At 59.2% G+C, this 24,327-nt stretch carries 21 protein-coding genes, 1 other RNA gene and 2 pseudogenes; 12 read left to right on the forward strand and 12 right to left on the reverse strand.

The features are described 5' to 3' along the window. Positions 1 to 10: 10 nt before the first annotated feature. From carA to grpE, 5 genes are all read right to left on the reverse strand, one after another. A complete protein-coding gene (gene carA / locus BT125_RS24815; RefSeq protein WP_053118343.1) occupies positions 11 to 1,147 on the reverse strand; it encodes a glutamine-hydrolyzing carbamoyl-phosphate synthase small subunit in 1,137 nt (378 codons plus the stop codon). Positions 1,148 to 1,402: 255 nt separating this feature from the next. Continuing rightward, positions 1,403 to 2,209 (reverse strand): 4-hydroxy-tetrahydrodipicolinate reductase, encoded by an 807-nt coding sequence (gene dapB / locus BT125_RS24820; RefSeq protein WP_060739225.1) that lies wholly within the window; start codon positions 2,207 to 2,209, stop codon positions 1,403 to 1,405. A gap of 9 nt (positions 2,210 to 2,218) precedes the next feature. Then, entirely contained in the window at positions 2,219 to 3,343 is a 1,125-nt protein-coding gene (gene dnaJ, locus BT125_RS24825; protein WP_030139779.1) for a molecular chaperone DnaJ, read from the reverse strand. 322 nt (positions 3,344 to 3,665) lie between these two features. Continuing rightward, positions 3,666 to 5,582, reverse strand: coding sequence for a molecular chaperone DnaK (gene dnaK, locus BT125_RS24830; RefSeq protein ID WP_014336568.1), 1,917 nt, complete (start codon positions 5,580 to 5,582; stop codon positions 3,666 to 3,668). A 102-nt stretch (positions 5,583 to 5,684) separates the two neighbouring features. Further along, positions 5,685 to 6,251, reverse strand: a complete 567-nt coding sequence (gene grpE, locus BT125_RS24835; protein WP_092258762.1) for a nucleotide exchange factor GrpE — start codon at positions 6,249 to 6,251, stop codon at positions 5,685 to 5,687. A gap of 243 nt (positions 6,252 to 6,494) precedes the next feature. Between grpE and recN the strand changes: the two genes are divergently transcribed. Further along, positions 6,495 to 8,168, forward strand: a complete 1,674-nt coding sequence (gene recN, locus BT125_RS24840; protein WP_072411328.1) for a DNA repair protein RecN — start codon at positions 6,495 to 6,497, stop codon at positions 8,166 to 8,168. 75 nt (positions 8,169 to 8,243) lie between these two features. Here the strand turns inward: recN and fur are convergent, their stop codons facing one another. Beyond that, entirely contained in the window at positions 8,244 to 8,648 is a 405-nt protein-coding gene (gene fur / locus BT125_RS24845) for a ferric iron uptake transcriptional regulator (RefSeq protein ID WP_003197684.1), read from the reverse strand. A 97-nt stretch (positions 8,649 to 8,745) separates the two neighbouring features. On the opposite strand from fur, the gene BT125_RS24850 reads away from it, so the two are divergent. Continuing rightward, complete coding sequence (locus BT125_RS24850) at positions 8,746 to 9,273, forward strand: outer membrane protein assembly factor BamE (RefSeq protein ID WP_072411330.1); 528 nt, start codon at positions 8,746 to 8,748, stop codon at positions 9,271 to 9,273. A 59-nt stretch (positions 9,274 to 9,332) separates the two neighbouring features. Here BT125_RS24850 and BT125_RS24855 read toward each other — a convergent pair whose 3' ends face one another. Genes BT125_RS24855 through BT125_RS24865 form a run of 3 tightly spaced genes read right to left on the reverse strand, consistent with a single transcriptional unit; the run spans position 9,333 to position 11,486 of the window. Beyond that, the gene (locus tag BT125_RS24855; protein ID WP_072411332.1) at positions 9,333 to 9,635 is read right to left on the reverse strand and encodes an RnfH family protein; all 303 of its coding nucleotides are present in this window, start codon (positions 9,633 to 9,635) and stop codon (positions 9,333 to 9,335) included. Further along, a complete protein-coding gene (locus tag BT125_RS24860) occupies positions 9,632 to 10,075 on the reverse strand; it encodes a type II toxin-antitoxin system RatA family toxin (protein WP_060739231.1) in 444 nt (147 codons plus the stop codon). The genes BT125_RS24855 and BT125_RS24860 overlap by 4 nt, the downstream gene beginning before the upstream one ends. Before the next feature lie 7 nt (positions 10,076 to 10,082). Further along, positions 10,083 to 11,486: a sodium-dependent transporter gene (locus tag BT125_RS24865; protein WP_072411349.1), complete on the reverse strand. Its 1,404-nt coding sequence runs from the start codon at positions 11,484 to 11,486 to the stop codon at positions 10,083 to 10,085. 118 nt (positions 11,487 to 11,604) lie between these two features. Here BT125_RS24865 and smpB point away from each other — a divergent pair, with 118 nt between their 5' ends. After that, positions 11,605 to 12,087: an SsrA-binding protein SmpB gene (gene smpB, locus BT125_RS24870; RefSeq protein ID WP_042730880.1), complete on the forward strand. Its 483-nt coding sequence runs from the start codon at positions 11,605 to 11,607 to the stop codon at positions 12,085 to 12,087. Between the two features lie 147 nt (positions 12,088 to 12,234). Here smpB and BT125_RS24875 read toward each other — a convergent pair whose 3' ends face one another. Beyond that, positions 12,235 to 13,002 carry an FCD domain-containing protein gene (locus BT125_RS24875; protein ID WP_072411334.1) on the reverse strand — a complete coding sequence of 256 codons (768 nt, stop codon included), beginning with the start codon at positions 13,000 to 13,002 and terminating at the stop codon, positions 12,235 to 12,237. A gap of 263 nt (positions 13,003 to 13,265) precedes the next feature. Here BT125_RS24875 and BT125_RS24880 point away from each other — a divergent pair, with 263 nt between their 5' ends. From BT125_RS24880 to BT125_RS24915, 8 genes and pseudogenes are all read left to right on the forward strand, one after another. Then, positions 13,266 to 14,960 (forward strand): lactate permease LctP family transporter, encoded by a 1,695-nt coding sequence (locus tag BT125_RS24880; RefSeq protein WP_072411351.1) that lies wholly within the window; start codon positions 13,266 to 13,268, stop codon positions 14,958 to 14,960. 150 nt (positions 14,961 to 15,110) lie between these two features. Then, positions 15,111 to 15,935: a (Fe-S)-binding protein gene (locus BT125_RS24885; RefSeq protein ID WP_072411336.1), complete on the forward strand. Its 825-nt coding sequence runs from the start codon at positions 15,111 to 15,113 to the stop codon at positions 15,933 to 15,935. Further along, complete coding sequence (locus tag BT125_RS24890; protein ID WP_072411338.1) at positions 15,932 to 17,401, forward strand: LutB/LldF family L-lactate oxidation iron-sulfur protein; 1,470 nt, start codon at positions 15,932 to 15,934, stop codon at positions 17,399 to 17,401. Before BT125_RS24885 ends, BT125_RS24890 begins: the two co-directional genes overlap by 4 nt. Beyond that, complete coding sequence (locus tag BT125_RS24895) at positions 17,398 to 18,069, forward strand: LutC/YkgG family protein (RefSeq protein ID WP_072411341.1); 672 nt, start codon at positions 17,398 to 17,400, stop codon at positions 18,067 to 18,069. The genes BT125_RS24890 and BT125_RS24895 overlap by 4 nt, the downstream gene beginning before the upstream one ends. Next, a complete protein-coding gene (locus BT125_RS24900; protein WP_072411343.1) occupies positions 18,066 to 20,906 on the forward strand; it encodes an FAD-binding and (Fe-S)-binding domain-containing protein in 2,841 nt (946 codons plus the stop codon). Before BT125_RS24895 ends, BT125_RS24900 begins: the two co-directional genes overlap by 4 nt. A gap of 124 nt (positions 20,907 to 21,030) precedes the next feature. Then, positions 21,031 to 21,318 carry a hypothetical protein gene (locus BT125_RS24905; RefSeq protein WP_060739237.1) on the forward strand — a complete coding sequence of 96 codons (288 nt, stop codon included), beginning with the start codon at positions 21,031 to 21,033 and terminating at the stop codon, positions 21,316 to 21,318. Positions 21,319 to 21,414: 96 nt separating this feature from the next. Beyond that, positions 21,415 to 21,811: a transfer-messenger RNA gene (gene ssrA, locus BT125_RS24910) on the forward strand. Positions 21,812 to 21,994: 183 nt separating this feature from the next. Next, a pseudogene (locus tag BT125_RS24915) lies at positions 21,995 to 22,156 on the forward strand (integrase arm-type DNA-binding domain-containing protein); the annotation flags it as partial. A gap of 257 nt (positions 22,157 to 22,413) precedes the next feature. Here the strand turns inward: BT125_RS24915 and BT125_RS30115 are convergent. Continuing rightward, complete coding sequence (locus BT125_RS30115; RefSeq protein ID WP_072411345.1) at positions 22,414 to 22,872, reverse strand: topoisomerase DNA-binding C4 zinc finger domain-containing protein; 459 nt, start codon at positions 22,870 to 22,872, stop codon at positions 22,414 to 22,416. A 475-nt stretch (positions 22,873 to 23,347) separates the two neighbouring features. Here BT125_RS30115 and BT125_RS24925 point away from each other — a divergent pair, with 475 nt between their 5' ends. Continuing rightward, positions 23,348 to 23,710 (forward strand): DUF6124 family protein, encoded by a 363-nt coding sequence (locus BT125_RS24925; protein WP_072411347.1) that lies wholly within the window; start codon positions 23,348 to 23,350, stop codon positions 23,708 to 23,710. Positions 23,711 to 23,989: 279 nt separating this feature from the next. Here the strand turns inward: BT125_RS24925 and BT125_RS24930 are convergent. After that, positions 23,990 to 24,327 (reverse strand): annotated as a pseudogene (locus BT125_RS24930) (transposase); the annotation flags it as partial.

Here is a 24,327-nt window from a genome sequence, read left to right on the forward strand (position 1 = left end):
CTTCACGCGGTCAGCGTCGCTTGGCCATCTCGTTGATGAAGCGATCGAACAGCGGCGCCACATCGTTCGGGCCCGGGCTCGCTTCAGGGTGGCCCTGGAAGCTGAACGCGCTCTTGTCGGTACGCTCGATACCTTGCAGCGTGCCGTCGAACAGCGACTTGTGAATCGCACGCACGTTGGCCGGCAGGGTCGCCTCATCCACCGCAAAACCGTGGTTCTGGCTGGTGATCATCACCACGCCGGTATCCAGATCCTGCACCGGGTGGTTGGCACCGTGGTGGCCGTGACCCATTTTCAAGGTCTTGGCGCCCGAAGCGAGGGCCAGCAACTGGTGACCGAGGCAGATACCGAACACCGGGATCTCGGTTTCCAGCACGTCCTTGATCGCCTGGATCGCGTAGTCGCAAGGCTCGGGATCACCCGGGCCGTTGGACAGGAACACGCCGTCGGGCTTGAGGGCCAGGACATCGGCGGCCGGGGTCTGGGCCGGTACCACGGTGACGCGGCAGCCACGCTCGACCAGCATGCGCAGGATGTTCAGCTTGACGCCGTAGTCGTACGCCACCACGTGGTAGGGCAGCTCGGAAGCCTCGATCGTTGCGTGACTGTCGGTCTTCAGGTCCCAGACCGTGGAGCGCCATTCGTATTGTTTCTGGGTGCTGACGACTTTCGCCAGGTCCATGCCCTTGAGGCCCGGGAAGCCCTGGGCAGCGGCAATGGCGGCTTCTTCGGAAATGTTGTCGCCAGCCATGATGCAGCCGTTCTGCGCGCCTTTTTCCCGAAGGATGCGGGTCAGGCGGCGCGTGTCGATACCGGCGATCGCCACGACGTTGTTGGCTTTCAGGTAATCGGACAGGGACATCGTGTTACGCCAGTTGCTCGCTACCAGCGGCAAGTCACGGATGACCAGGCCGGCGGACCAGACACGATCGGACTCGGCGTCTTCCGGCGTGGTGCCGGTATTGCCGATGTGCGGGTAAGTCAGGGTAACGATTTGCTGGGCGTAGGAAGGATCGGTAAGAATTTCCTGATAGCCGGTCATTGCGGTGTTAAACACCACCTCACCAACGGTCTGACCGTCGGCTCCAATGGCTTCGCCGCGAAAAATGCTGCCATCAGCAAGGGCGAGTATGGCTGGCTTAGTCAAGAAGACCTCCCGTAAATAAAGCCTGAAAGGGCGATCGCAGGTTGTAAAAAAGCGGAGTGACGTATGGACACGTCACCCCGCTTGTTCACTGAATTATTCTGCGCGCTTTTAGTGGACACACTAAAGCTGTAGCTTACAGAAAAAGGCTTTTTTGGTCCACCGCTAATGAGCCTTAAAGGCAGGGGAATGCGACAGGCCGTCGCGAAGCGGTGTAAAACGGGGCGCAGTATAACCTGAACCCCGTCTTCAATGGCATCAACGCAGGTCGAGAACGTCCTGCATGTCGTACAAACCAGGCTCGCGGCCATCCAGCCACAGCGCGGCACGTACTGCGCCCTTGGCGAAGGTCATCCGGCTGGAAGCCTTGTGGGTGATCTCCAGGCGCTCGCCTTCAGTGGCGAACAACACCGTGTGATCACCTACCACATCACCACCGCGCACAGTGGCGAAACCGATGGTGTCGCGCTCACGGGCACCGGTATGCCCCTCACGCCCATACACGGCGACTTTCTGCAGATCACGCCCCAGCGCATCGGCGATTACTTCACCCATGCGCAAGGCCGTTCCCGAAGGGGCGTCGATCTTGTGCCGGTGATGCGCTTCGATGATTTCGATATCGGCATCGTCACCCAAGACCCGGGCCGCCATGTCCAGCAGCTTCAGCGACAGGTTCACGCCCACACTGAAGTTCGCCGCGAACACGATTGCAATGTCGTTGCCCGCCTCGGCCAGCAACTGCTTTTGCGCAGCATCCAGTCCCGTGGTACCAATCACCATGGCCTTGCCATGCTTGCGGCAGATCGCGAGATTTTTCAGCATCACGTCCGGCAAGGTGAAGTCGATCAGCACATCGAATTCGTCAAGCACCTTCTCCAGACCACCAGACATCGGCACACCGATACGCCCCAGCGAAGCCAGCTCGCCAGCATCGGCGCCCACCAACGTACTGTCGGGCCGAACGATGGCCGCCGTCAGGCCGGAGAGCGGCGAGCGCTGCTGCACCGCCTCGACCAGCGCCTTGCCCATGCGCCCCGCAGCGCCCATCACAGCTATACGTCGCATGCGAACTCCTTACAGGTCGCCGAAGAAGCGCTTCACGCCTTCGAACCAACCAGTGGTTTTCGGGGAGTGACTGTTGTCATCCGCCAGCGAGCTGCGGAACTCTTCCAACAGTTCACGCTGACGCCGACTCAGGTTGACCGGTGTCTCTACCGCCACACGGCACATCAGGTCACCCGCACCACCGCCACGCACTGGCGCGACGCCTTTGCCACGAATCCGGAACTGCTTGCCGGTCTGCGTGCCCTCGGGGATCTTCAGCTTCACGCGACCGTCGAGGGTCGGGATCTCGAGCTCGCCACCCAAGGCCGCATCGACGAAGCTGATCGGCACTTCGCAGAACAGGTGCTTGCCGTCGCGCTGGAAAATCGCATGCTCGCGCACGTTGATGACCACATAGAGGTCGCCAGTCGGGCCACCCTGGGCACCTGCCTCGCCTTCGCCGGACAGACGAATGCGGTCACCGGTGTCGACACCGGCTGGCACTTTGACCGACAACGTCTTGTACTCTTCGACGCGCCCTTCGCCATGGCAGGAGTCGCACGGGTCGGAAATGATCTTGCCTTGGCCATGGCAACGCGGGCAGGTCTGCTGGACCGAGAAGAAACCCTGCTGCATACGAACCTGGCCGATGCCGCCGCAGGTCGGGCAGGTCACGGGCGAGGAGCCCTTCTTTGCACCCGAGCCATCGCACGGCTTGCAATTGACCAATGTCGGCACACGGATATTGACGGTGGTACCGCGCACCGCTTCTTCCAGGTTCAGCTCCAACGTGTAGCGCAAGTCGCTGCCACGCTGGGCGCCACCACGAGCACCACCACGACCACCGCCGAAGAAATCGCTGAACACGTCGCCGAAAATATCGGAGAAGTTCTGGCCGCCGAAACCGGCACCGCCGCCACCCATGCTTGGGTCGACACCGGCATGCCCGTACTGGTCGTAGGCCGCGCGCTTGCTGGAATCGGACAGAACTTCGTAAGCCTCGTTGGCTTCCTTGAACATCTCTTCCGACGCTTTATCGCCGGGATTACGGTCCGGGTGGTGCTTCATCGCCAGGCGACGATAAGCCTTTTTCAGCTCTGCCTCGCTGGCCCCCCGCTCGACACCCAATACTTCGTAAAAATCACGCTTCGCCATTAGTCTTTGCACTCTTATAGGACGTCCGGCAAACCTCTCCTGAACCTTGCCAAACTCGTTGAGCCCCAATACAGGCCCGGACCCAACTCACGTCAATTCAACGATCCTGGTCTTTAAATATTTCAGCCAGGGCCCCGGCCAAAACGCAGTGCCCATCGCCGGAAAGCAGGAGCATTCCCGAACGCACCGCCAACATCCGAACACTGTCGCATGCTGTAAAAATTCACTAGCTCCAGACACGCCAACGCGGGAGCAAGCCCCCGCGCGGCGACATCCTACCAGCCACCGCACAAGTGCAGTCAACCGGCCGACCAACAAGCGATTACTTGTGGTCTTTCACTTCTTCGAACTCAGCGTCGACAACGTCGTCAGCTTTCTCGGCCGACTCGCCCTGGGCAGCCGCGCCTTCGGCAGGCTGAGCCTGTTCGGCGTACATCTTCTGAGCCACGGGAGCCGAGACCTTGGACAACTCTTCGATCTTCGCCTCGATGGCGGCCTTGTCGTCGCCTTTCACAGCGGCTTCCAGGGCAACCACGGCCGCTTCGATGGCGGTTTTCTCTTCCGCAGTCACTTTCTCGCCAGCATCGGCGATCATCTTGCGGGTCGAGTGCACCAAGGCATCGCCCTGGTTGCGGGCGCTGGCCAGCTCTTCGAACTTGCGGTCTTCCTCGGCGTTGACTTCAGCATCGCGAACCATCTGCTGAATCTCTTCCTCGGACAGGCCGGAGTTAGCCTTGATCACGATCGACTGGGTCTTGCCGGTGGCCTTGTCTTTCGCGCCGACGTGCAGGATGCCGTTGGCGTCGATGTCGAAGGTCACTTCGATTTGTGGCACGCCACGTGGCGCTGGTGGAATCTCGGCCAGGTCGAACTTGCCCAGGGATTTGTTCTGGGCAGCCTGCTTGCGCTCACCCTGCAGCACGTGAATGGTCACGGCGCCCTGGTTGTCGTCGGCCGTCGAGAACACCTGGGATTTCTTGGTAGGAATCGTGGTGTTTTTCTCGATCAGCGCGGTCATCACGCCGCCCATGGTTTCGATACCCAGGGTCAGCGGGCTGACGTCGAGCAGCAGAACGTCCTTCACGTCACCGGCCAGAACAGCGCCCTGGATGGCAGCACCCATGGCAACAGCTTCGTCCGGGTTCACGTCCTTGCGGGCTTCTTTGCCGAAGAAGTCGGTGACCAGTTTCTGCACCAGCGGCATACGGGTCTGGCCGCCTACCAGGATCACGTCGTTGATCGAGCCAACGTCGATACCGGCGTCTTTCATGGCAATGCGGCAAGGTTCGATGGTGCGCTGAACCAGGTCTTCCACCAGCGCTTCGAGCTTGGCGCGGGAGATTTTTACGTTCAGGTGCTTAGGACCAGTGGCGTCTGCAGTGATGTACGGCAGGTTCACGTCGGTCGACTGGCTCGAGGACAGCTCGATCTTGGCTTTTTCAGCGGCTTCTTTCAGGCGCTGCATGGCCAGCGGGTCACCCTTGAGGTTCATGCCGCTTTCTTTCTTGAATTCGTCGACAAGGTAGTCGATCAGGCGGATGTCGAAGTCTTCACCCCCGAGGAACGTATCACCGTTGGTTGCCAGTACTTCGAACTGGTGCTCGCCGTCGACTTCAGCGATCTCGATCACGGAGACGTCGAAGGTACCGCCACCCAGGTCGTAGACGATCACGGTGTGGTCGCCCTTGGCCTTGTCCATACCGTAGGCCAGAGCGGCTGCGGTCGGTTCGTTGATGATACGTTTTACGTCCAGGCCCGCGATGCGGCCGGCGTCTTTGGTCGCCTGGCGCTGGCTGTCGTTGAAATAGGCAGGAACCGTGATGACCGCCTCGGTCACCGCTTCGCCGAGGTAGTCTTCGGCGGTTTTCTTCATTTTCTTGAGGATTTCAGCCGAGATCTGTGGCGGTGCCATTTTCTGGCCGTTCACTTCAACCCAGGCGTCGCCGTTGTCAGCCTTGGCGATTTTGTAAGGCACCATCTTGATGTCTTTCTGAACGACTTCTTCGTCGAACTTGCGACCGATCAAACGCTTCACCGCGTACAGGGTGTTATGCGGATTGGTCACTGCCTGACGCTTGGCCGACTGGCCAACCAGAATTTCGCCATCATTGGCGTACGCGATGATCGACGGCGTGGTACGCGCGCCTTCAGCGTTTTCAATAACCTTGGCCTTGCCGTTTTCCAGCACGGAGACGCACGAGTTGGTGGTCCCCAGGTCGATGCCGATAATCTTGCCCATGTTAACTCTCCCGGAACTTGGATTTTGTTGCCGCAGCAGTGGTGGCTAACTGCGGTAGCACTTAAACGCTTGACTTATAGATGGGGGCCGCTGCGCCCGATTTCAAGCCTGTTCATCAATAGAAGGCGAAACCGGTGCCGGCGCCTTGCTGACCACGACCATGGCCGGGCGCAGCAGACGGCCATTAAGCAGATAGCCCTTCTGGAAAACCTTCAAAACACTGTTTGGCTCGACGTCAGCACTTTCCTGCATCGCCATGGCCTGGTGATGCTCGGCGTTGAAGGGCTCGCCATGGGGATCAAGGGCTTCGAGCTGATAACGCTTGAGGGTGTCCTGGAACATTTTCAGGGTCAGCTCGATGCCTTCGCGCATCGGACGGATGTTCTCGTCGTCCGGGTTGGACAGCTCCAGGCCGCGCTCCAGGCTGTCGATGATCGGCAGCAGGTCGCCGGCAAAACGCTCCAGGGCGAATTTATGAGCCTTTTCTACATCTTGCTCGGCGCGACGGCGGACATTCTGCAGGTCGGCGGCTACACGCAACGCCTGATCCTGCGCACCGGCCAGTTGCTCCTCGAGCACTTGTACACGTGCCGTCAGGTCCTCACCGGAATCCTGGGAAGCCTGATTGGCGTCTAGATTTTGCGTGTCCTGCGTCTGTTCGTCAGCCATAGAGATTTCTCCTTTCAACTTCGTCCGCGAGCTCGACTCGCGCTTCTGCCCCGGTATATGGGGCCGGGTTTTCCAGCTTCAAGGGCCACCCGACGAATTAACCTTACAAAAAGCAGCTGCATAACCATTCCTCGCAGCGCTAAGAAAATCACTTTACCAAGCAAATCGAGCTAAGCGCGGGCATTGTCAGGCCGAAACAAAACACTGTATAAATAACCAGACCTAAAGCCTGGGAGCGGCCTTATGCTGGTGCACCTGTCCGTACACAACTACGCCATCGTCGAACATCTCGACCTCGAACTCGATCGAGGCATGAGCGTGATCACCGGTGAAACCGGCGCGGGCAAGTCGATCATGCTCGACGCCCTGGGCCTGACGCTGGGCGACCGCGCCGACAGCGGCGTGGTGCGACCCGGAGCGGACAAGGCCGACATCCTGGCGACGTTCGACCTGGTCGACATCCCCGAGGCCAGCGCCTGGCTGGCCGAACGCGACCTGGACACCGACGGCCTGTGCATCCTGCGCCGGGTCATTACCGCCGAAGGCCGCTCCCGAGGCTACATCAACGGCACGCCCTGCCCCCTGGGCGATCTCAAGGCCCTCGGCGAACTGTTGATCGACATCCACAGCCAGCATGAACACCAATCCCTGCTCAAGACCGATACCCATCGTCGCCTGCTGGATGAGTACGCCGGCGCCACCGACTTGGCCCGACAAGTCCAACTGGCCGCCCAACGCTGGCGCCAGACCCGGCAGGAGCTCGATCGCCTTTCCAACTCCGGCGACGAACAGCGTGCCCGTCACCAGCTATTGAGCTACCAGCTCGAAGAACTGGAAAACCTGTCCCTGGGTGAAAACGAACTGGAAGAACTGGAGCAGGAACACAAGAACCTGACCAATGCCGAAACCCTGCTGGGCATTTGCCGCCAGGTGGTCGAACAATGCAGCGAGAGCGATTCGGGCAATGTGCTCAACGCCCTGACAGCGAGCCTGAACCGACTCTCCAGCGTGAACAATTCGGTGGGCGCCCTGAACGAAGCGACCAACCTGCTGACGAGCGCGCAGATCCAGGTCGAGGAAGCCGTTGGGGAACTGAACCGCTTCCTCGATCATTTTGATGCCGACCCGGCCCGCCTGCAGTATCTGGAAGAGCGCCTGGACACCATCTATACGCTGGCGCGCAAGCACCGCATCCAGCCGACCGACGTTGCCGAACTCCAGCAGCGCCTGCTGGAAGAACTGGAAACCCTGAACGCCAACGATGAATCCATCGAGCGTCTGGGAGACGAACTGGCTTCTTATGCCCGTCATTACCAGGAAAAGGCCAAGGAGCTCAGTGAACTGCGGCGCCAGGCTGCGACAGGACTGGCCAGTGCCGTGGAGCAGGAGATCCAGCGCCTGGGTATGCCGGGAGGACGCTTCACCATCGAACTGCGCCCCAACGCCGGCGACGAGCTCCAACCCAATGGGCTGGAACAGGTGGAACTGCTGGTCAGCGCCAACCCCGGGCAACCGCTCAAGGGCCTGGCCAAAGTCGCCTCCGGCGGTGAGTTGTCGCGAATCAGCCTGGCCATCCAGGTCATCACCGCGCAGACCTCCCGCGTGCCGACACTGGTATTCGACGAAGTGGACGTGGGCATCGGTGGCCCAACCGCGGAAATTGTCGGCCAACTGCTGCGCCGACTGGGGGAACGCGGCCAGGTGCTGACCGTCACTCACCTGCCCCAGGTCGCCGCCCAGGGCCACCAGCATTTATTCGTGCACAAAGTGCGTGGCGAGGACGCTACTCGCACCGCCGTGTCCAAACTCAACAAAAACGAGCGAGTGGAAGAAGTGGCGCGAATGCTCGGGGGTATCGACCTCACCAAGGAATCCCTGGCCCACGCGAAAAAAATGGTCGTTACCGCGAAAATCTGAGAGCGACAGAAAGCACGAAGGCGACCCTGGGGTCGCCTTCGTTCGTTTCGCGAACCTCAAGTCCGCGCGACATGCTTACTTTTTCTTGCGTACGTACAGTACAAGATTGTGATCAACCATCTCGAAACCATACTTGTCGACGATTGCTTTCTGCAGCCGCTCGATTTCTTCGTCGAAGAATTCGATGACTTCACTGGTCTCGACGTTGACCATATGGTCGTGATGCTTGCCATCGTCCAGTTCGAAGACCGCATGGCCTCCATCGAAGTTGTGTCGCACCACAAGGCCAGCTGCCTCGAACTGGGTCAGAACACGGTAAACCGTGGCCAGACCGACGTCCTCGCCAGCCTCCATAAGCGCCTTGTAGACATCCTCGGCACTCATGTGGCGTTGCTCTGCGGAATCGAGCATTTGTAGAATCTTGACCCGTGGCAGGGTCACTTTGAGGCCGGCTTTGCGTAGTTCGCTATTTTCAACCATGGTCAGCTTTCTCGCGATGCTGCTTCGCAGCTTCTCTTAATGCGGGTATGATCGGCGTTTACGTTGTCCCAGCCAAGATAGTGGAAGTCGCCCACCGATGCAAAACACCAAGCTCTTGCTAACCAGTTTCACCTTTGTGGGACTGCTCGCACTCGCCGGTTGTTCATTCCCCGGGGTTTACAAAATCGACATCCAGCAGGGCAATGTCGTCACGCAGGACATGATAGACCAGTTACGCCCGGGAATGACCCGCCGGCAAGTACGGTTTATCATGGGTAACCCTCTGCTGACCGACACGTTCCATGCCGATCGCTGGGATTATCTGTACAGCTTGCAGCCAGGCGGCGGTGAGCGCCAACAGGAACGCATCAGCGTTATCTTCAGCCCTGACGACCAGCTCGTCAGCCTGTCGGGCGATTTCATGCCTGGCGTGAGCCGCGACGAGGCCATCATGGGCAAGGAGAGCGGCACCACCGTGACCGATCCGACCCAGAATGCCGAACAGCCGAAACCGGAAAAACCGGCCAAGCCAGGTTCCCTACTGGACCAGATCCAGAAGGACGTGGACAACGTCGAGACCGTACCGGTCCCGACGCCAGAGCCGCTGGATACCTCGCCGCAATAAATTGCGACATGAAAAAACCCGGCATGCCGGGTTTTTTATTGCCTGCGATTCAGGCCAGGTCATTGCTCCGATTGTCGCGCCAGGGCTGCCTTGGCCGCGCGCAGGCGACGAATTTCCTTCGGATCAGCCAACAAAGGTCGATAAATCTCCAATCGATCCGCCGCTTGCACCACCTGATTAGCCGGATCGGCAACCACCTTGCCAAAAATCCCCACCGGGCACGTCGCCAGGTCCAGCTCCGGGAATGCATCGGCAATCCCCGAGCCCAGCAATGCCGCGCGAACACTGGTGCCTTCCTGCACCACGCACGTGCGCAATACCTGGCGGTCCGCCGCGGCATACACCACTTCTATCTCAATCAACGCTTGAGCTCTGCATTCTGCTTGGCCCGCTGGCAGAACGCGTCAACCAGCGTATTAGCGGCCTGATTGAACAGCGGCCCCAACGTCGCTCGCACCAGCGGACCGGCGTAGTCGAACGACAGGTCCAGGCTGATCTTGCAGGCCTTTTCACCCAACGGCTTGAACACCCAGACGCCGTGGAGCTGATTGAAAGGCCCCTCTTCCAGGTTCATTTCGATGGACTGCCCCGGTACCAGCGTATTACGCGTGACGAAGCGCTGGCTCAAGCCACTCTTGGCAATGTTGAGGCTGGCGCGCATCTGGGTTTCGGAGCTTTCCAGCACCTCGGCGGATGAGCACCACGGCAAGAACTCCGGGTAGCTCGCCACATCGTTGACCAGGTCATACAGCGCCTGCGCCGGGTAAGGCAGCAAGGCCGAGCGTTGAATATGTGTCGTCATGTAAGCGTCACTTCCACAGCTGGGCGGCAAACACTACGAGAATGCCGATGGGCGCCACATAGCGCATCAAGAACAGGCTCAAGGCAAACAATACCGGGCTGCGCAGCGACAGTTCATCACGCACCGCTTCACGCCCCATGACCCATCCTGCAAACACCACGAAACACAAACCACCCAATGGCAGCATGATCCGTGATGTGAAGAAATCAATCACGCCGAAGAAATCCAGCCCTCCGGTCGCCCCCCACTGATAGAGATGGAACAGCCCACCTTCGTTCACGAAAAACTTCGCTTGCTTCCATATATTGAAGGAAAACACCGTACCCAGGCCGACAAACCAGCAAGTGAAAGCCAGCCAGAAAGTCACCCAGGCGCGGCTGATGCGGGTCCGCTCAACCAAGTAAGCCACCATGGGTTCCAACAGGGAAATGGCCGAACTCCAGGCCGCGATGGCCACCAGCACAAAAAACACCACACCCATCACTTGGCCGAAAGCCATGCTGCCGAAGGCGAAGGGCAGGCTGACAAACATCAACCCCGGCCCCTCGCTGGGGTTCAGGCCAGCGGCGAACACAATTGGAAACAATGCCACACCCGCCAGCAGCGACACGAAAGTGTCCAGCAGCGCGACGCCAAAGACGGTTCGGGTCAGGGAGGCGTTCTTGGGCATGTAGGCGCCGTAGATCATGATCGAACCGACCCCGACGCTCAGGGAGAAGAACGCATGCCCCATGGCCGGCAGCAGGCCGTCCAGGACTTTCTCCGGCTGGAAGTCGAACATGAAATGCACGCCTTCCATGAAATGCCCGGTGGTCATGCTGTAGCCCAGCAGCACCAGGATCATCACGAACAGCAACGGCATCATGATCCGCAGACTGCGCTCTAGTCCGGCCACCACGCCCCGGGCAATCACCACCGCCGAGAGGACCATGAAGATCGTGTGCCAGAGGGTCAGCCTCCAGGGATCGGCGATCACATTGCCGAAGTAGGCGCCCACCTGATCCGGCGTGGCCCCTTGGAAATCTCCGCGCCCCATGTCGATGATGTAGTCCAGGGACCAGCCACCGACCACGCTATAGAAAGACAGGATCAACAGCGCAGTGATCATCCCGGCGAAGGCGCCCCACGACCACTTGGTCGAATGTCCAGCCTCTACCGCCAGTACCTTCAGGGCATTGGCCGGGCTTTGCCGGGCCCGACGCCCGATCAGGGTCTCAGCCAGCATCACCGGTGCGCCGATCAGCGCGATGCACGCCAGGAACATCAACACGAAGGCGCCGCCACCGTAGACGCCGACCATGTACGGAAACTTCCAGATACTACCCAGCCCCACGGCAGAACCGGTCGCCGCGAGTATGAAGACCCAGCGGCTAGCCCAACTGCCGTGGACAGAAACCTTGTCTGTCGACATCGTGATCACGCCCAAGCGTTCAAAAAAGAGGCCGCATTGTCCGGGATTCACTCAACGTGCTCAAGCACGCAGGTTCACCGTAGCCGACACGCCCGCAACTGCCTATAATGCCGCCCCTATGGCTAAACAGAAGAAACACCCCACAGGGACCATCGCGCAAAATAAAAAGGCGCGACACGATTACTTCATCGAACAGCGTTTCGAGGCTGGCATGGTCCTGGCCGGCTGGGAAGTAAAGAGCTTGCGTGCCGGCAAGGCGCAACTGGTCGACAGCTACGTGCTGCTCAAGGACGGCGAGGCCTGGCTGCTGGGCAGTCATATCACGCCGCTGACCACCGCCAGCACCCACGTGATTGCCGACCCGGTGCGCTCGCGCAAGCTGCTGCTCAACAAGCGCGAGCTGGAAAAGCTCTTCGCCTCCGTGCAGCAGAAGGGCTACACCTGCGTCTGCACGTCGTTGTACTGGAGCAAGCACCTGATCAAGTGCGAAATTGCCCTGGGCAAGGGCAAGAAGGAGTACGACAAGCGCGATACCGAGCGCGAACGCGACGCCGGCCGCGAGCTGCAGCGTGCCGTGCGCAACAAGGGCAAGGAAGACTGATTCTTTCGCCGTTGAGAGCGTATTCGCGAGCAAGCCCGCTCCCACATTGGATTTTTTGCGAACACAGAATATGTGCACAGCAGTGATCCGGTGTGGGAGCGGGCTTGCTCGCGAATGCAGAAGCCCAATCACCACCGAACTCGCGACCTACATCCCTTTACGCCGCTCCGCCCGCGCCACCCGCTGCACTTCCTGGCGCACCTCTTCCAGGACTTCCTGTACATACAAAATATGTCGACTGGACACCTCCCGCGCCTGCTCGGCGTGCCCGTCCATAATGGCTTGGTACAATTCCCGGTGCTGACTGATCAGCATGTCGCGGGTTTCACTGCGCTGCTTGTACATGCCGCCGATGTTGGTGACGACGTTGCGCTTGAGCAGGTCGAACAAGCCGCGAATGGTGTGCAGCAAGACTGCGTTATGACTGGCCTCGGCGATCGCCAGATGGAACCGGGCATCTGCCGCACCCTCCTCCGCCCGGCTGACCTCGTCGTGGCGCGAGTAACAATCCTGCAACTCGTCGAAGGCTGCCGTCAGCCGCTCGCGATCCACATCCGTGGCCCGTTGTGCCGCGTAGTACGCACAGGAAGCCTCCAGGGTGTGGCGGAACTCCAGCAAGTCACGTTGCGCTTCGGGATTGCTTTCCAGCAGTTGCAGCAGCGGATCGCTGAATGTCGAGCCCAGTGACTCGACCACATAGTTACCACCGCCCTGGCGACTGACGAGCAAGCCCTTGGCGGCCAATTTCTGAATCGCCTCGCGCAACGAAGGACGTGACACGCCGAACTGTTCGGCCAGGGTCCTTTCGGCCGGCAGGCGCTCGCCGGACTTCAGCGTGCCCTCAAGGATCATGCCCTCAAGCCGCTCGACAATATCGTCAGACAAACGGCGCTGACGAATCTGATCAAACCCCATAACTCAATTCTCCACGATCCCGACGGCTCGCCGGGCTCTCTATTCTGGCCCATCCGGGCCGCGCCCACACCCACCAAAAACCATTTGTTCGAGCGGATCAGATGCCCTCTGCACCGCTTATTCGACGAAAGTTTCAGGGCGGCAAATTGACACACGACAACCAAGGCTTTTACCCTAGCCAACAGCGCTTGTAAATTGGTATTACCAATTAACCAAACTTGCTGACCAGTGCCTGACCAACAACAATTAGGGGCCCACCCATGATGCAAACCTGGCAACAGCTCTACAGCCCGCTCGGCAGCCTCGGCTTGTCCGCACTCGCGGCTGTTATTCCCATCGTATTTTTCTTCCTGGCCTTGGCGGTGTTTCGCCTCAAGGGGCACGTGGCCGGCAGCATCACCTTGGCCCTGGCGATTGCCGTGGCGATTTTCGCGTTCAACATGCCCGCAGACATGGCCTTCGCCGCCGCCGGCTATGGCTTTGCCTACGGCCTGTGGCCCATCGCCTGGATCATCGTCGCCGCGGTGTTTCTCTACAAACTGACCGTCAAGAGCGGCCAGTTCGAGGTGATTCGCAGCTCGGTGCTGTCGATTACCGATGACCAGCGCCTGCAAGTGCTGTTGATCGGTTTCTGCTTCGGCGCATTCCTGGAAGGAGCCGCCGGCTTCGGTGCCCCGGTGGCGATCACCGCCGCGCTGCTGGTCGGCCTGGGCTTCAACCCCCTGTACGCCGCGGGCCTGTGCCTGATCGCCAATACGGCCCCGGTGGCGTTCGGCGCCCTGGGCATTCCGATCATTGTGGCCGGCCAGGTCACTGGGATCGATGCCTTCAAGATCGGCGCCATGACCGGTCGTCAACTGCCCCTGTTGTCGCTGTTCGTGCCGTTCTGGCTGGTGTTCATGATGGACGGCCTACGCGGCGTGCGGGAAACCTGGCCAGCAGCGCTGGTGGCAGGTTTGAGCTTCGCCATCACCCAGTACTTCACCTCCAACTTCATCGGCCCGGAACTGCCGGACATCACCTCGGCCCTGGCCAGCCTGATTTCCCTGACACTGTTCCTGAAAGTCTGGCAGCCCAAGCGCACCGCCGGCGCCCAGATTGCCGGCGCGACTTCCAGCGCAGCGGTCACCGCCAGCATCGGCGGTTTCGGCCAGCCGCGCAGCACCGTGGCTTCGCCCTACAGCCTGGGGGAAATCATCAAGGCCTGGTCGCCGTTCCTGATCCTGACCGTGCTGGTGACGATCTGGACCCTCAAGCCATTCAAGGCCATGTTCGCCGCGGGCGGCTCGATGTACGGCTGGGTGTTCAACTTCGCCATCCCGCACCTGGACCAGATGGTGATCAAGGTCGCCCCCATCGTGATCAACCCCACCGCCATCCCGGCTGTGTTCAAGCTTGATCCGATTTCCGCCACCGGCACGGCGATTTTCTTCTCCGCGTTGATCTCGATGCTGGTACTAAAAATCAACCTCAAGACTGGTCTTACCACTTTTAAAGAGACGCTTTTCGAGCTGCGCTGGCCGATCCTGTCCATCGGCATGGTGCTGGCCTTCGCCTTCGTCACCAACTACTCGGGCATGTCGTCGACCATGGCCCTGGTACTGGCCGGTACGGGCGCGGCGTTCCCATTCTTCTCGCCGTTCCTGGGTTGGCTGGGCGTGTTCCTGACCGGTTCCGATACCTCATCCAACGCGCTGTTCAGCTCGCTGCAAGCCACCACCGCGCACCAGATCGGCGTCAACGACACCCTACTCGTCGCGGCCAACACCAGCGGCGGCGTGACCGGCAAGATGATTTCGCCACAATCGATCGCGGTGGCCTGCGCCGCGACCGGGCTGGTGGGCAAGGAATCGGATCTGTTCCGTTTCACCCTCAAACACAGCCTATTCTTTGCAACGATTGTCGGCCTGATCACGTTGGCCCAGGCCTACTGGTTCACCGGCATGCTGGTTCATTAAGTCCTACACGCAATACTGGAAAAACCGACGCCGAACCGTGATTCGGCGTCTGCTATTCACAACCGGGTCTGCAAGGCTGCTGAAAGATTTCCTGGCTATATTCAGCAGCCTCAGCGGACGGATAACCGGGACCACCCGGAGACACGCCTGATGAGCGAGCTTTTTTACAACGCCGTACCGAACGCGACCCGTGTCGCCCCGCCCTTGGCCGAGCCTCGGCAGTACCCCAGCGAGAAGCCGCGTCGGGTCTACCTGTTCGGCACGTGCGTGGTGGACCTGTTCTATCCCGAAGCCGGGATGGATGCGATTCATCTGCTGGAACGCGAAGGAATCCGGGTGGACTACCCGCAAGGGCAAAGTTGCTGCGGACAACCGGCCTACACCTCGGGGTACACCGAGCAGGCGCGGACGGTGGCACGGGCGCAACTGGCCCTGTTTGCCGAAGACTATCCGGTGGTGGTGCCCTCGGGTTCCTGCGCCGGCATGCTGCGCGAGCATTACGCCGACCTGTTCAAGGACGAGCCGGAAACCCTCAAGCAGGTGCAGGCCCTGGCGGCCCGGACCTATGAACTGGCCGAGTTCCTGCTGCTGGTCTGCAAGGTGCGGTTGAACGACAGCGGCGAGCCGGTGAAGGTCGCGCTGCATACGTCTTGCTCTGCACGACGTGAGATGAATACCCACTTGCACGGCCGCGCGTTGTTGGCGCAGTTGCGTAACGTGGAGCGAGTCGAACACAGCCACGAAAGCGAGTGCTGTGGGTTTGGTGGGACGTTCAGCGTTCGCATGCCGGATATTTCCGGCGCGATGGTGGCCGACAAGACCCGGGCGCTGAAGGAATCCGGCGCACATCAGGTCGTCAGCGCCGATTGCGGTTGCTTGATGAACATCAACGGCGCGTTGGAAAAACAGCAAGAGGCGTTGCGCGGCAAGCACCTGGCGAGCTTCCTCTGGCAGCGTACCGGAGGTGCCGCATGAGCACGCCGACGCTGATCCCGACCATTGAAGTACCGATTCAGGCGCAGGAAGATTTTCGCGCCCGGGCCCACAAGGCCCTGGACGACACGCAACTGCGAAACAACTTTCGCAGCGCGATGGATTCACTGATGACCAAGCGGGCAGCGTCCTTCAGCGATGCCCACGAACGAGAACACCTGCGGGTGCTGGGCAATGCCGTCCGCGCCCGTGCGTTATCCAAGCTGCCCGACCTGCTCGAGCGACTTGAAACCAACCTGACCCGCAACGGTGTGAACGTGCACTGGGCGGAGACGGTGGACGAAGCCAATGGCATCGTCCTCTCGATCATCCGCGCTCACGAGGCGCGGCAAGTGATCAAGGGCAAATCGATGGTCAGCGAAGAGATGGAGATGAACCATTTCCTCGAGGCTCGGGACATTGAATGTCTCGAATCCGACATGGGGGAATACATCGTCCAGCTCGACCACGAGAAGCCTTCACACATCATTATGCCGGCGATCCACAAGAATGCCGGTCAGGTCGCGTCCTTGTTCCACGACAAACTCGGCGTGGAGTACACCAAGGACGTCGACCAACTCATTCAGATCGGCCGCAAGGTATTGCGGCAGAAATTCTTCGAAGCCGACATCGGCGTCTCCGGCGTCAACTTCGCCGTCGCTGAAACCGGCACGCTGCTACTGGTGGAAAACGAAGGCAATGGACGGATGTCCACCACCGTGCCGCCGGTGCACATCGCCGTGACCGGCATCGAAAAAGTGGTGGAGAACCTGCGCGATGTCGTGCCGCTGCTCTCGCTGCTGACCCGCTCGGCCCTCGGCCAGCCCATCACGACCTACGTCAACATGATCTCCGGGCCACGCAAGGCCGATGAGCTGGACGGTCCCCAGGAAGTCCATCTCGTTCTGCTCGATAACGACCGCAGCCAGGCGTTTGCCGACAGCGAACTGCGCCAGACGCTGAACTGCATTCGCTGCGGCGCCTGTATGAATCATTGCCCGGTCTATACCCGAATCGGCGGCCATGCCTACGGCGAGGTGTACCCGGGGCCTATCGGAAAAATCATCACGCCGCACATGGTCGGCCTGGCCAAGGTGCCGGACCATCCGAGCGCTTCTTCGCTGTGCGGCGCCTGCGGTGAAGTGTGTCCGGTGAAGATTCCGATCCCCGCGCTGCTGCGGCGGCTGCGGGAAGAGAACGTCAAGGCACCGGATAGCCCTAACCAGGTGATGCGCGGCCAGGGCAGTAAATACTCGCCCAAGGAGCGTTTCATCTGGAATGCCTGGGCCTGGCTCAACAGCTCGCCGCGGCTGTACCGAGTGTTCGGGTTCCTCGCCACGCGCTTGCGCGCCCTGACACCCAAAAACCTCGGCCCATGGACCCAGAACCACAGCGCCCCCCAACCCGCCGCCCGCTCGTTGCATGACCTGGCTCGCGAACACCTGAACCAGCAGGGAGACCGCCGATGAGCGCCAAGAACAATATCCTCGCCAAGCTGCGTAAAAGCCTGACGGGCGCCACACCCGTTGCCGACAATTTCGATGTCGAACTGGTGACGCAAACCTATCGCTATGCACCCGAGGAACGTATCCCGCAATTGCGCAAGCTGATGGAGGCGGTCCACACGGAAATCCATCTGACGTCCGAGGACGGCTGGCCGGCCCTGCTCGCGCAATTGCTGCGCGACCGTCAATTGCCGAGCCTGCTCATCGCCCCGACCACCGCACACGGGAAAAAAATCGCACAGTTCTGGGCGAACAATCCGGACCTGCCAACTCTCAAGGCTTACGACCGCCCCATAGAGGAATGGAAAGCCGAGTTGTTCAACGACACCCCGGCCAGCCTCACCGGAACCCTCGGCGCCATCGCCGCCACCGGCAGCCTGATTCTCTGGCCAACGCGGGAAGAGCCACGGCTGATGAGCCTGGTCCCGCCGGTGCATTTCGCCCTGCTCAAGGCCAGCGAGATCCGCGACAACTTTTATGAAGTGCAACAGGAGTTCGAATGGGCCCAAGGCATGCCCACCAATGCCCTGCTGGTGTCCGGCCCGTCGAAAACCGCCGACATCGAACAAGTCCTGGCTTATGGCGCCCATGGTCCGAAGGATCTGGTGGTCTTGATTCTGGAGGACCAATGACCCTTCCGGCCCCTTTCCTGCGCGACGTCCAACAGCTGATTCCACAAAAACGCCGTTTCGACGATCCCTTGTCGACCTTGGCCTTCGGCACCGACGCCAGTTTCTATCGGCTGATTCCGAAACTGGTGGTACGCGTCGAGTCCGAAGATGAAATGATTGCCCTGCTGAAACTTGCCCAACGGGATCAGGTCCCGATCACGTTTCGCGCCGCCGGCACCAGCCTGTCCGGCCAAGCCATCAGCGACTCGGTGCTGATTGTGCTGGGGGATAACTGGAACGGGCGCGAGATTCGCGAACAAGGCACGCAGATTCGTTTGCAACCCGGCGTGATCGGCGCCCAGGCCAACGCCTGGCTGGCTCCGTTCGGGCGCAAGATCGGTCCAGACCCGGCGTCGATCAACGCCTGCAAGATCGGCGGTATCGTCGCCAATAACGCCAGCGGCATGTGCTGCGGCACCGCGCAAAACACTTATCACACCCTGGCCGGCATCCGCCTGGTACTGGCCGATGGCACACGCCTGGACACCGAAGACGACAACAGCGTGGCGGCTTTTCGTACAAGCCATGGCGAACTGCTGGAACGCCTCGCCACCCTCGGTCGCGAAACCCGCGCCAACACCGAATTGGCCGCCCGAATTCGTCACAAATACCGTCTGAAAAATACCACCGGCCTGTCACTCAACGCCCTGGTGGATTTCGACGAGCCTGTGGATATCTTGAGCCACCTGTTGGTGGGCTCCGAAGGTACCCTCGGCTTCATCAGTGCGGTGACCTACAACACCGTCATCGACCATCCGAACAAGGCGTCGGCGCTGATCGTATTCCCGGATGTGGAAACCTGCTGCAACGCCGTCACCGTGCTGAAAAGCCAGCCGGTATCGGCCGTGGAACTGCTGGACCGCCGCAGCCTGCGCTCAGTGCAGGACAAACCGGGCATGCCGGACTTCGTACAGCATCTGTCGATAAATGCCTGCGCCTTGCTGATCGAATCCCGCGCGGCTTCCTCGTCGTTACTACAAGAACAGCTGGCCCGGATCATGACCTCCCTGGCCGGTTTCCCGGTGGAAAAACAGGTCGACTTTACCGAAGACCCACGGGAAAACGCCCGGCTCTGGGCGATCCGCAAAGACACCTTTCCAGCCGTGGGGGCGGTACGCAAAACCGGAACCACGGTGATCATCGAAGACGTGACCTTTCCAGTGGAGCAACTGGCCCTCGGCGTGAACCGCCTGATCGAGTTGTTCGACAAACATCACTACGACGAAGCGATCCTTTTCGGACACGCGCTGGAAGGCAATCTGCACTTTGTCTTCACCCAGGGCTTCAACAGCGTCGAAGAAGTCGCACGCTACCAGGCGTTCATGGATGACGTGGCGCACTTGGTGGCCGTGGAATTCGGCGGCTCGCTGAAAGCCGAACACGGCACCGGGCGCAACATGGCGCCGTTCGTCGAGCTGGAATGGGGCAGTGATGCCTACCAGTTGATGTGGCAGCTCAAACGACTGCTCGACCCCAATGGCATCCTCAACCCGGACGTGGTGCTCAGCGAAGATCCGCAGATCCACCTCAAGCACCTCAAACCGCTGCCAGCCGCCGATGAGATCGTGGATAAGTGCATTGAGTGCGGTTTCTGCGAGCCAGTGTGTCCGTCCAAAGACCTGACCTTGAGCCCGCGCCAGCGCATCGTCATCTGGCGGGATATCCAAGCGAAAAAACGCGCCGGCACGGACACCACCGAACTGGAACATGCCTACCAATACCAGGGCATCGACACCTGCGCCGCCACGGGCCTCTGTGCACAACGTTGCCCGGTAGGCATCAATACCGGCGAGCTGGTGAAAAAACTGCGCAGCCGTGACGCGACGAAGACGAAAACCGCCAACTGGATTGAAGGAAACTTCGCCACCACGCTGCAAGGCGCACGCTTTGCCCTGCACATCGCAAATGGCGCGCGGATGTTGCTCGGAGCTCCCCGCCTGGCGAAACTGTCGGCCTCGTTGACACACCTGTCCAAGGGCCAGGTGCCGCAATGGACCAGCGCCATGCCTCAGCCGGAAAAGGCCATCCGTTTCAGCCCCACCGTGCCGGACGAGCGCCCGAGAGTGGTGTACCTGGCGGCGTGCGTGTCGCGGGTCATGGGCCCGACGGCCGGGGATAAAGAGCAGATGTCGCTGTACGAAAAGACTCAACGGCTGCTGGAAAAAGCTGGGTATCAGATCGTCTTTCCCGACAACGTGGACAGCCTCTGCTGCGGCCAGCCTTTTGCATCCAAAGGCTACGTCGAACAAGCCGAGCACAAACGCCAGGAACTGATCGGCGCACTGCTGCATGCCAGTCGCGGCGGGCTTGATCCGATTTACTGCGACACCAGCCCCTGCACATTGCGCCTGGTCCAGGACCTGGGGAATGTTCGACTGGACCTGTACGATCCAGTACGGTTCATTCGTACCCATCTGATGGAACGTCTAGAGTTCACCCCACAGGATGAGCCGATTGCAGTGCACGTCACCTGCAGCACCCAGCACCTGGGCGAAAGCCAGGCACTGATCGACCTGGCCCGCAAATGCAGCAAACACGTAGTGATTCCGGAGGGTATCCATTGTTGTGGTTTTGCCGGCGACAAGGGCTTCACCACGCCTGAGCTCAACGCCCACTCACTGCGAACCCTCAAGGACGCGGTTCAATACTGCACCGAGGGCATTTCCACCAGCCGTACGTGTGAGATCGGTCTGACGCGTCATGGCGAAATCGACTACCACGGATTGGTGTATCTGGTGGACCGGGTGACACACCCCAAAGCCGCCACCAAGGAAGGGGCTCTTCCGGCATCAGGTTAAAAAATCGAATTCCTGCGCTTCGTTGTAGTCACTTGAATAGGCCCGGTTCCGCTGGGCCATCTACCGACTCGGCCCGGCCGCGACTGTCCAGCGGCACCGAGACCATACGTTTAAGGAGATACACATGAAGCGCACCGCACTTGCTGGCTTGTTCATTTCCGCTGCGATGTTGGCCTCTCCGGTGTTTGCAGGAAGCCAGGATGACCTTTGCAAAATCAATCTGCAAAAGATCAGCGACGCCAAAGTCAGCACCGAGCAAATGAGCGAAGGTCTGAAGACCGACATTGACGCCACCGTTGGACAAGCCAAGGCTGAGCATGCCAAAGGCACCAAAGAAGGCACCGAAAATTGCATCTCGTTGACCAATCAGGCCATCCAGAAGCTACAGAACAACACCAAAGGCGGCCAGTAACACCGCAGTTGGCCAACCTTCGGGTTGGCCTCAGACACGGATTGGCGTACACTGCACATGCCTGCCGCTCCAACAGCTTCATGGAGCGACAGGTTCGGGGCCGTTTAGGATTCGACGCCGGTTGCGAAACTTTAGGTGCATGCCGAGTTGGTAACAGAACTCGTAAATCCACTGTTGCAACTTCTATAGTTGCCAATGACGAAAACTACGGCCAGGAATTCGCTATCGCTGCGTAAGCAGCCTTAGATCCTGAGCTTCTGGTACCTTCGGGTCCAGCAATCATTAGGGGATGTCCGTAAACCCAAAGTGATTGTCATATAGAACGGAATCGCCGTGCAGTACGTTGTGGACGAAGCGGCTAAAACTTACACAACTCGCCCAAAGCACCCTGCCCGTCGGGTCGCTGAGGGTTAACTTAATAGACACGGCTACGCATGTAGTACCGACAGCAGAGTACTGGCGGACGGGGGTTCAAATCCCCCCGGCTCCACCATTTCATCATCTAAAGACGTCCACGGACGTCTTTTTTTGTGCCTGAAACCCAGTAAATGCGGGGGTTTCAGCGCCATCGAGCTCCATAGCACTTCACGCAGATCCATTTTGAAATGTATTCCAAGACGTATTCCAAGCCTGTGGCTGGTAAATTTTGGAATACACAAACAGCGTTGGAGTACCCATGGGCGCCCAAGCCACACGCCTTTCAGACCTGAAAATCAAAGCCGCCAAACCCAAAGCCAAGGACTACATACTGACCGACGGCAACGGCCTCCAACTGCGAGTCCGCACCAATGGTTCAAGGCTATGGAATTTCAACTACGTCCATCCCGTGACGAAAAAAACGAACCGTCTGCCCAAATTTCAGATTTCAATCTCAGGCGCGTACTTTTCTGCCGTGGAATTCGAAGCCGGCTTTTTCAACAGAATCGGTCGATAGCGGCCACTCACAAACGGCTCCTTTGTCCAATTACGGACCGCCAGAACGCGATCGCTAACCAGTGGCCTCGAGTTGTACCTCTAGAGTAGAGCAGCTTAACCAGTACCGACTGGAGAGGTACTCCCTACCGGTCATGCGAGAATGGCTGGCGAGAGATTAGCTTAGCTAGGCTTGGATTGAGAGCCTCCGGGCTTTGAGGCTACCTTCACGATCTTTTGCGTTCCTAAGCAGCGAGGGTAAGAGGTGCAGCCGAGGAATTGCTTGCCTCTGTTCCGACCCTTCTTAGCGGTTCTAGTCACCATAGGACTCCCGCAAAGCAGACACAGGGAGAGAGCATCCCACTGCTCTTTCGGAGGCTTTGCTCTCTCAATAGCCTCAAGGCGGGCTGTTTCAGCGGACTTTCTCTCAGCCTCTTTTTTAGCTTCCTTTCGCCCACTGAGCTTGACGAGGGCAAAAAAAACTCCGCCGATGCCGAGGAGCCATAACAGCCCTTTCCCGGACAGTGAGCCTCCTCGGCTGCCTGAGTGACCTCTGCCGCGACCACCTCGTGCAGAAGCGCTATTAGCCAGCAACAGCAGTGGACTGAGGAGAAGCAATCGCCGTGAAATTTTGTCAGCCATTGTCAGCAGTCCTTTTTCGTCCGCGTCAGTGGTGCGCCCCAAAAAAGAGATTTTCAAGTATTTATCCGTTCTGGATATCGAAGGCGTGCAGGTTGCCGTCGGCACGTCAAAGGTATCAGGCTTTCGCTAGAAAACCTCTCTCCTACAGCCGTCACCTACACTCATCTATCAAGCTACGCATCCTTGCGCCTTTGCCTACAACTACGCCAGAATCCGCCTGCTTGTGCGCCTTGTCCCTGGGTTTTATTGTCATTCCTGCCACTGCCCATCAGTGGTCGGGTTTAGTAGCCCGAGGTAATCGAAGTTGTACAAGCACTTCTCAAACGGGGCCCTCCCCTGTTCTTGATGGTGGCTGTACGCAGGGCGCTTAGGCGCGCCGGCTTCTTCGGTTCCCCGGTCTACTAACCTGCGTACAGCTGCCACCCCCTTGTTTAGTAGCTTCGGGGTGTCGGCATCACATCAGGAACCGAAGCTTATGTTCAAAATTACTCCGAACCCACCAGAATCAGGGTCTACCGCACAATCCGCAAAATTCAAAGCCAAGCAGCAAGACGAAACCACCAAACGCGTGCTCGATCACTACTTGCAACCCAAGCCTGATAAATCCAAAGAAGAACCGAAGCCGGGGCAGATATTCACCGTTGTGAAAGGTCTCGATAACGAATGTCTGCTCGCCAACCTCAGTGAAACGTTGGCTTCAGCCGATGCGATGGTTGCTGAGCTGGCGTTCGACCTGAAAGGCTCGCGGCGCCATTTGGCGCTGGGGATTCAGCAGTTGATTGAGCTGAGCTCATTGTTGACCAATCAGGTGTTGGATAATGTGGAGCCGAGGCCGTAGGTAAACAATTTCCAACGAAAAACCCGGCCTTTTGCGCCGGTTTTTTCGTTCTTCTGCAGGGCGAATGGCTGAATTTGAAAATCCTCAACGCTCCGCCGCTAATCGATCTTCATACCCGAATCGACGATAGCAACCGGTCAATTCGCCTCTCGTAAAAAATCCCGCCCTTACCCGTAGCTAAGCTACCGGACTTGCCTAAAGTGGTTCCGTGGACCTTGGAAAGAGGACTGGAAAAAGGGGCCGTGCAAAAACAAAAAAGGGGACAGATTTATTGTCTGTCTAGTCCTGAAATAGGTTTACACCTGTTTCACCCTAACGCCCGATGCACCGCATCGGGCGTTTTGTATTTCAAAGACAGGTGCGGACGCTCGCCGTTGTAGATCGATACCGACTCACTCACCATCTTCTTCGCCTGCGTTAAATCCTGTGGTCGCTGGAGCATAAGCTCTGTCTTTAATATCCCGTTGACCCGCTCTGCCAAGGCATTTTGGTAGCAGTCATAGCCGTCCGTCATTGAGCATCGAATACCGTACTTCGCGTGCAACGCTTGGTACATCCCCGAGCAATATTGGATACCTCTATCTGAATGATGCACCAACGACTGCTCTGTCCGACGG

Origin of the sequence: Pseudomonas sp. NFACC04-2, assembly GCF_900119265.1 — a bacterium.
In the GTDB taxonomy this organism is placed as follows: domain Bacteria; phylum Pseudomonadota; class Gammaproteobacteria; order Pseudomonadales; family Pseudomonadaceae; genus Aquipseudomonas; species Aquipseudomonas fluorescens_AA.

What these genes read in the sequence shown, in the direction of transcription:
- BT125_RS24900 (WP_072411343.1), top strand. Translation starts at nt 18,066, where the DNA reads ATGACCCTTCCGGCCCCTTTCCTGCGCGACGTCCAACAGCTGATTCCA.
- BT125_RS24850 (WP_072411330.1), top strand. Translation starts at nt 8,746, where the DNA reads ATGCAAAACACCAAGCTCTTGCTAACCAGTTTCACCTTTGTGGGACTG.
- dnaK (WP_014336568.1), bottom strand. Translation starts at nt 5,582, where the DNA reads ATGGGCAAGATTATCGGCATCGACCTGGGGACCACCAACTCGTGCGTC.
- smpB (WP_042730880.1), top strand. Translation starts at nt 11,605, where the DNA reads ATGGCTAAACAGAAGAAACACCCCACAGGGACCATCGCGCAAAATAAA.
- BT125_RS24925 (WP_072411347.1), top strand. Translation starts at nt 23,348, where the DNA reads ATGTTCAAAATTACTCCGAACCCACCAGAATCAGGGTCTACCGCACAA.
- BT125_RS24890 (WP_072411338.1), top strand. Translation starts at nt 15,932, where the DNA reads ATGAGCACGCCGACGCTGATCCCGACCATTGAAGTACCGATTCAGGCG.
- recN (WP_072411328.1), top strand. Translation starts at nt 6,495, where the DNA reads ATGCTGGTGCACCTGTCCGTACACAACTACGCCATCGTCGAACATCTC.
- BT125_RS24880 (WP_072411351.1), top strand. Translation starts at nt 13,266, where the DNA reads ATGCAAACCTGGCAACAGCTCTACAGCCCGCTCGGCAGCCTCGGCTTG.
- BT125_RS24905 (WP_060739237.1), top strand. Translation starts at nt 21,031, where the DNA reads ATGAAGCGCACCGCACTTGCTGGCTTGTTCATTTCCGCTGCGATGTTG.
- dnaJ (WP_030139779.1), bottom strand. Translation starts at nt 3,343, where the DNA reads ATGGCGAAGCGTGATTTTTACGAAGTATTGGGTGTCGAGCGGGGGGCC.
- fur (WP_003197684.1), bottom strand. Translation starts at nt 8,648, where the DNA reads ATGGTTGAAAATAGCGAACTACGCAAAGCCGGCCTCAAAGTGACCCTG.
- BT125_RS24865 (WP_072411349.1), bottom strand. Translation starts at nt 11,486, where the DNA reads ATGTCGACAGACAAGGTTTCTGTCCACGGCAGTTGGGCTAGCCGCTGG.
- grpE (WP_092258762.1), bottom strand. Translation starts at nt 6,251, where the DNA reads ATGGCTGACGAACAGACGCAGGACACGCAAAATCTAGACGCCAATCAG.
- BT125_RS24885 (WP_072411336.1), top strand. Translation starts at nt 15,111, where the DNA reads ATGAGCGAGCTTTTTTACAACGCCGTACCGAACGCGACCCGTGTCGCC.
- BT125_RS24875 (WP_072411334.1), bottom strand. Translation starts at nt 13,002, where the DNA reads ATGGGGTTTGATCAGATTCGTCAGCGCCGTTTGTCTGACGATATTGTC.
- BT125_RS30115 (WP_072411345.1), bottom strand. Translation starts at nt 22,872, where the DNA reads ATGGCTGACAAAATTTCACGGCGATTGCTTCTCCTCAGTCCACTGCTG.
- BT125_RS24895 (WP_072411341.1), top strand. Translation starts at nt 17,398, where the DNA reads ATGAGCGCCAAGAACAATATCCTCGCCAAGCTGCGTAAAAGCCTGACG.
- BT125_RS24860 (WP_060739231.1), bottom strand. Translation starts at nt 10,075, where the DNA reads ATGACGACACATATTCAACGCTCGGCCTTGCTGCCTTACCCGGCGCAG.
- dapB (WP_060739225.1), bottom strand. Translation starts at nt 2,209, where the DNA reads ATGCGACGTATAGCTGTGATGGGCGCTGCGGGGCGCATGGGCAAGGCG.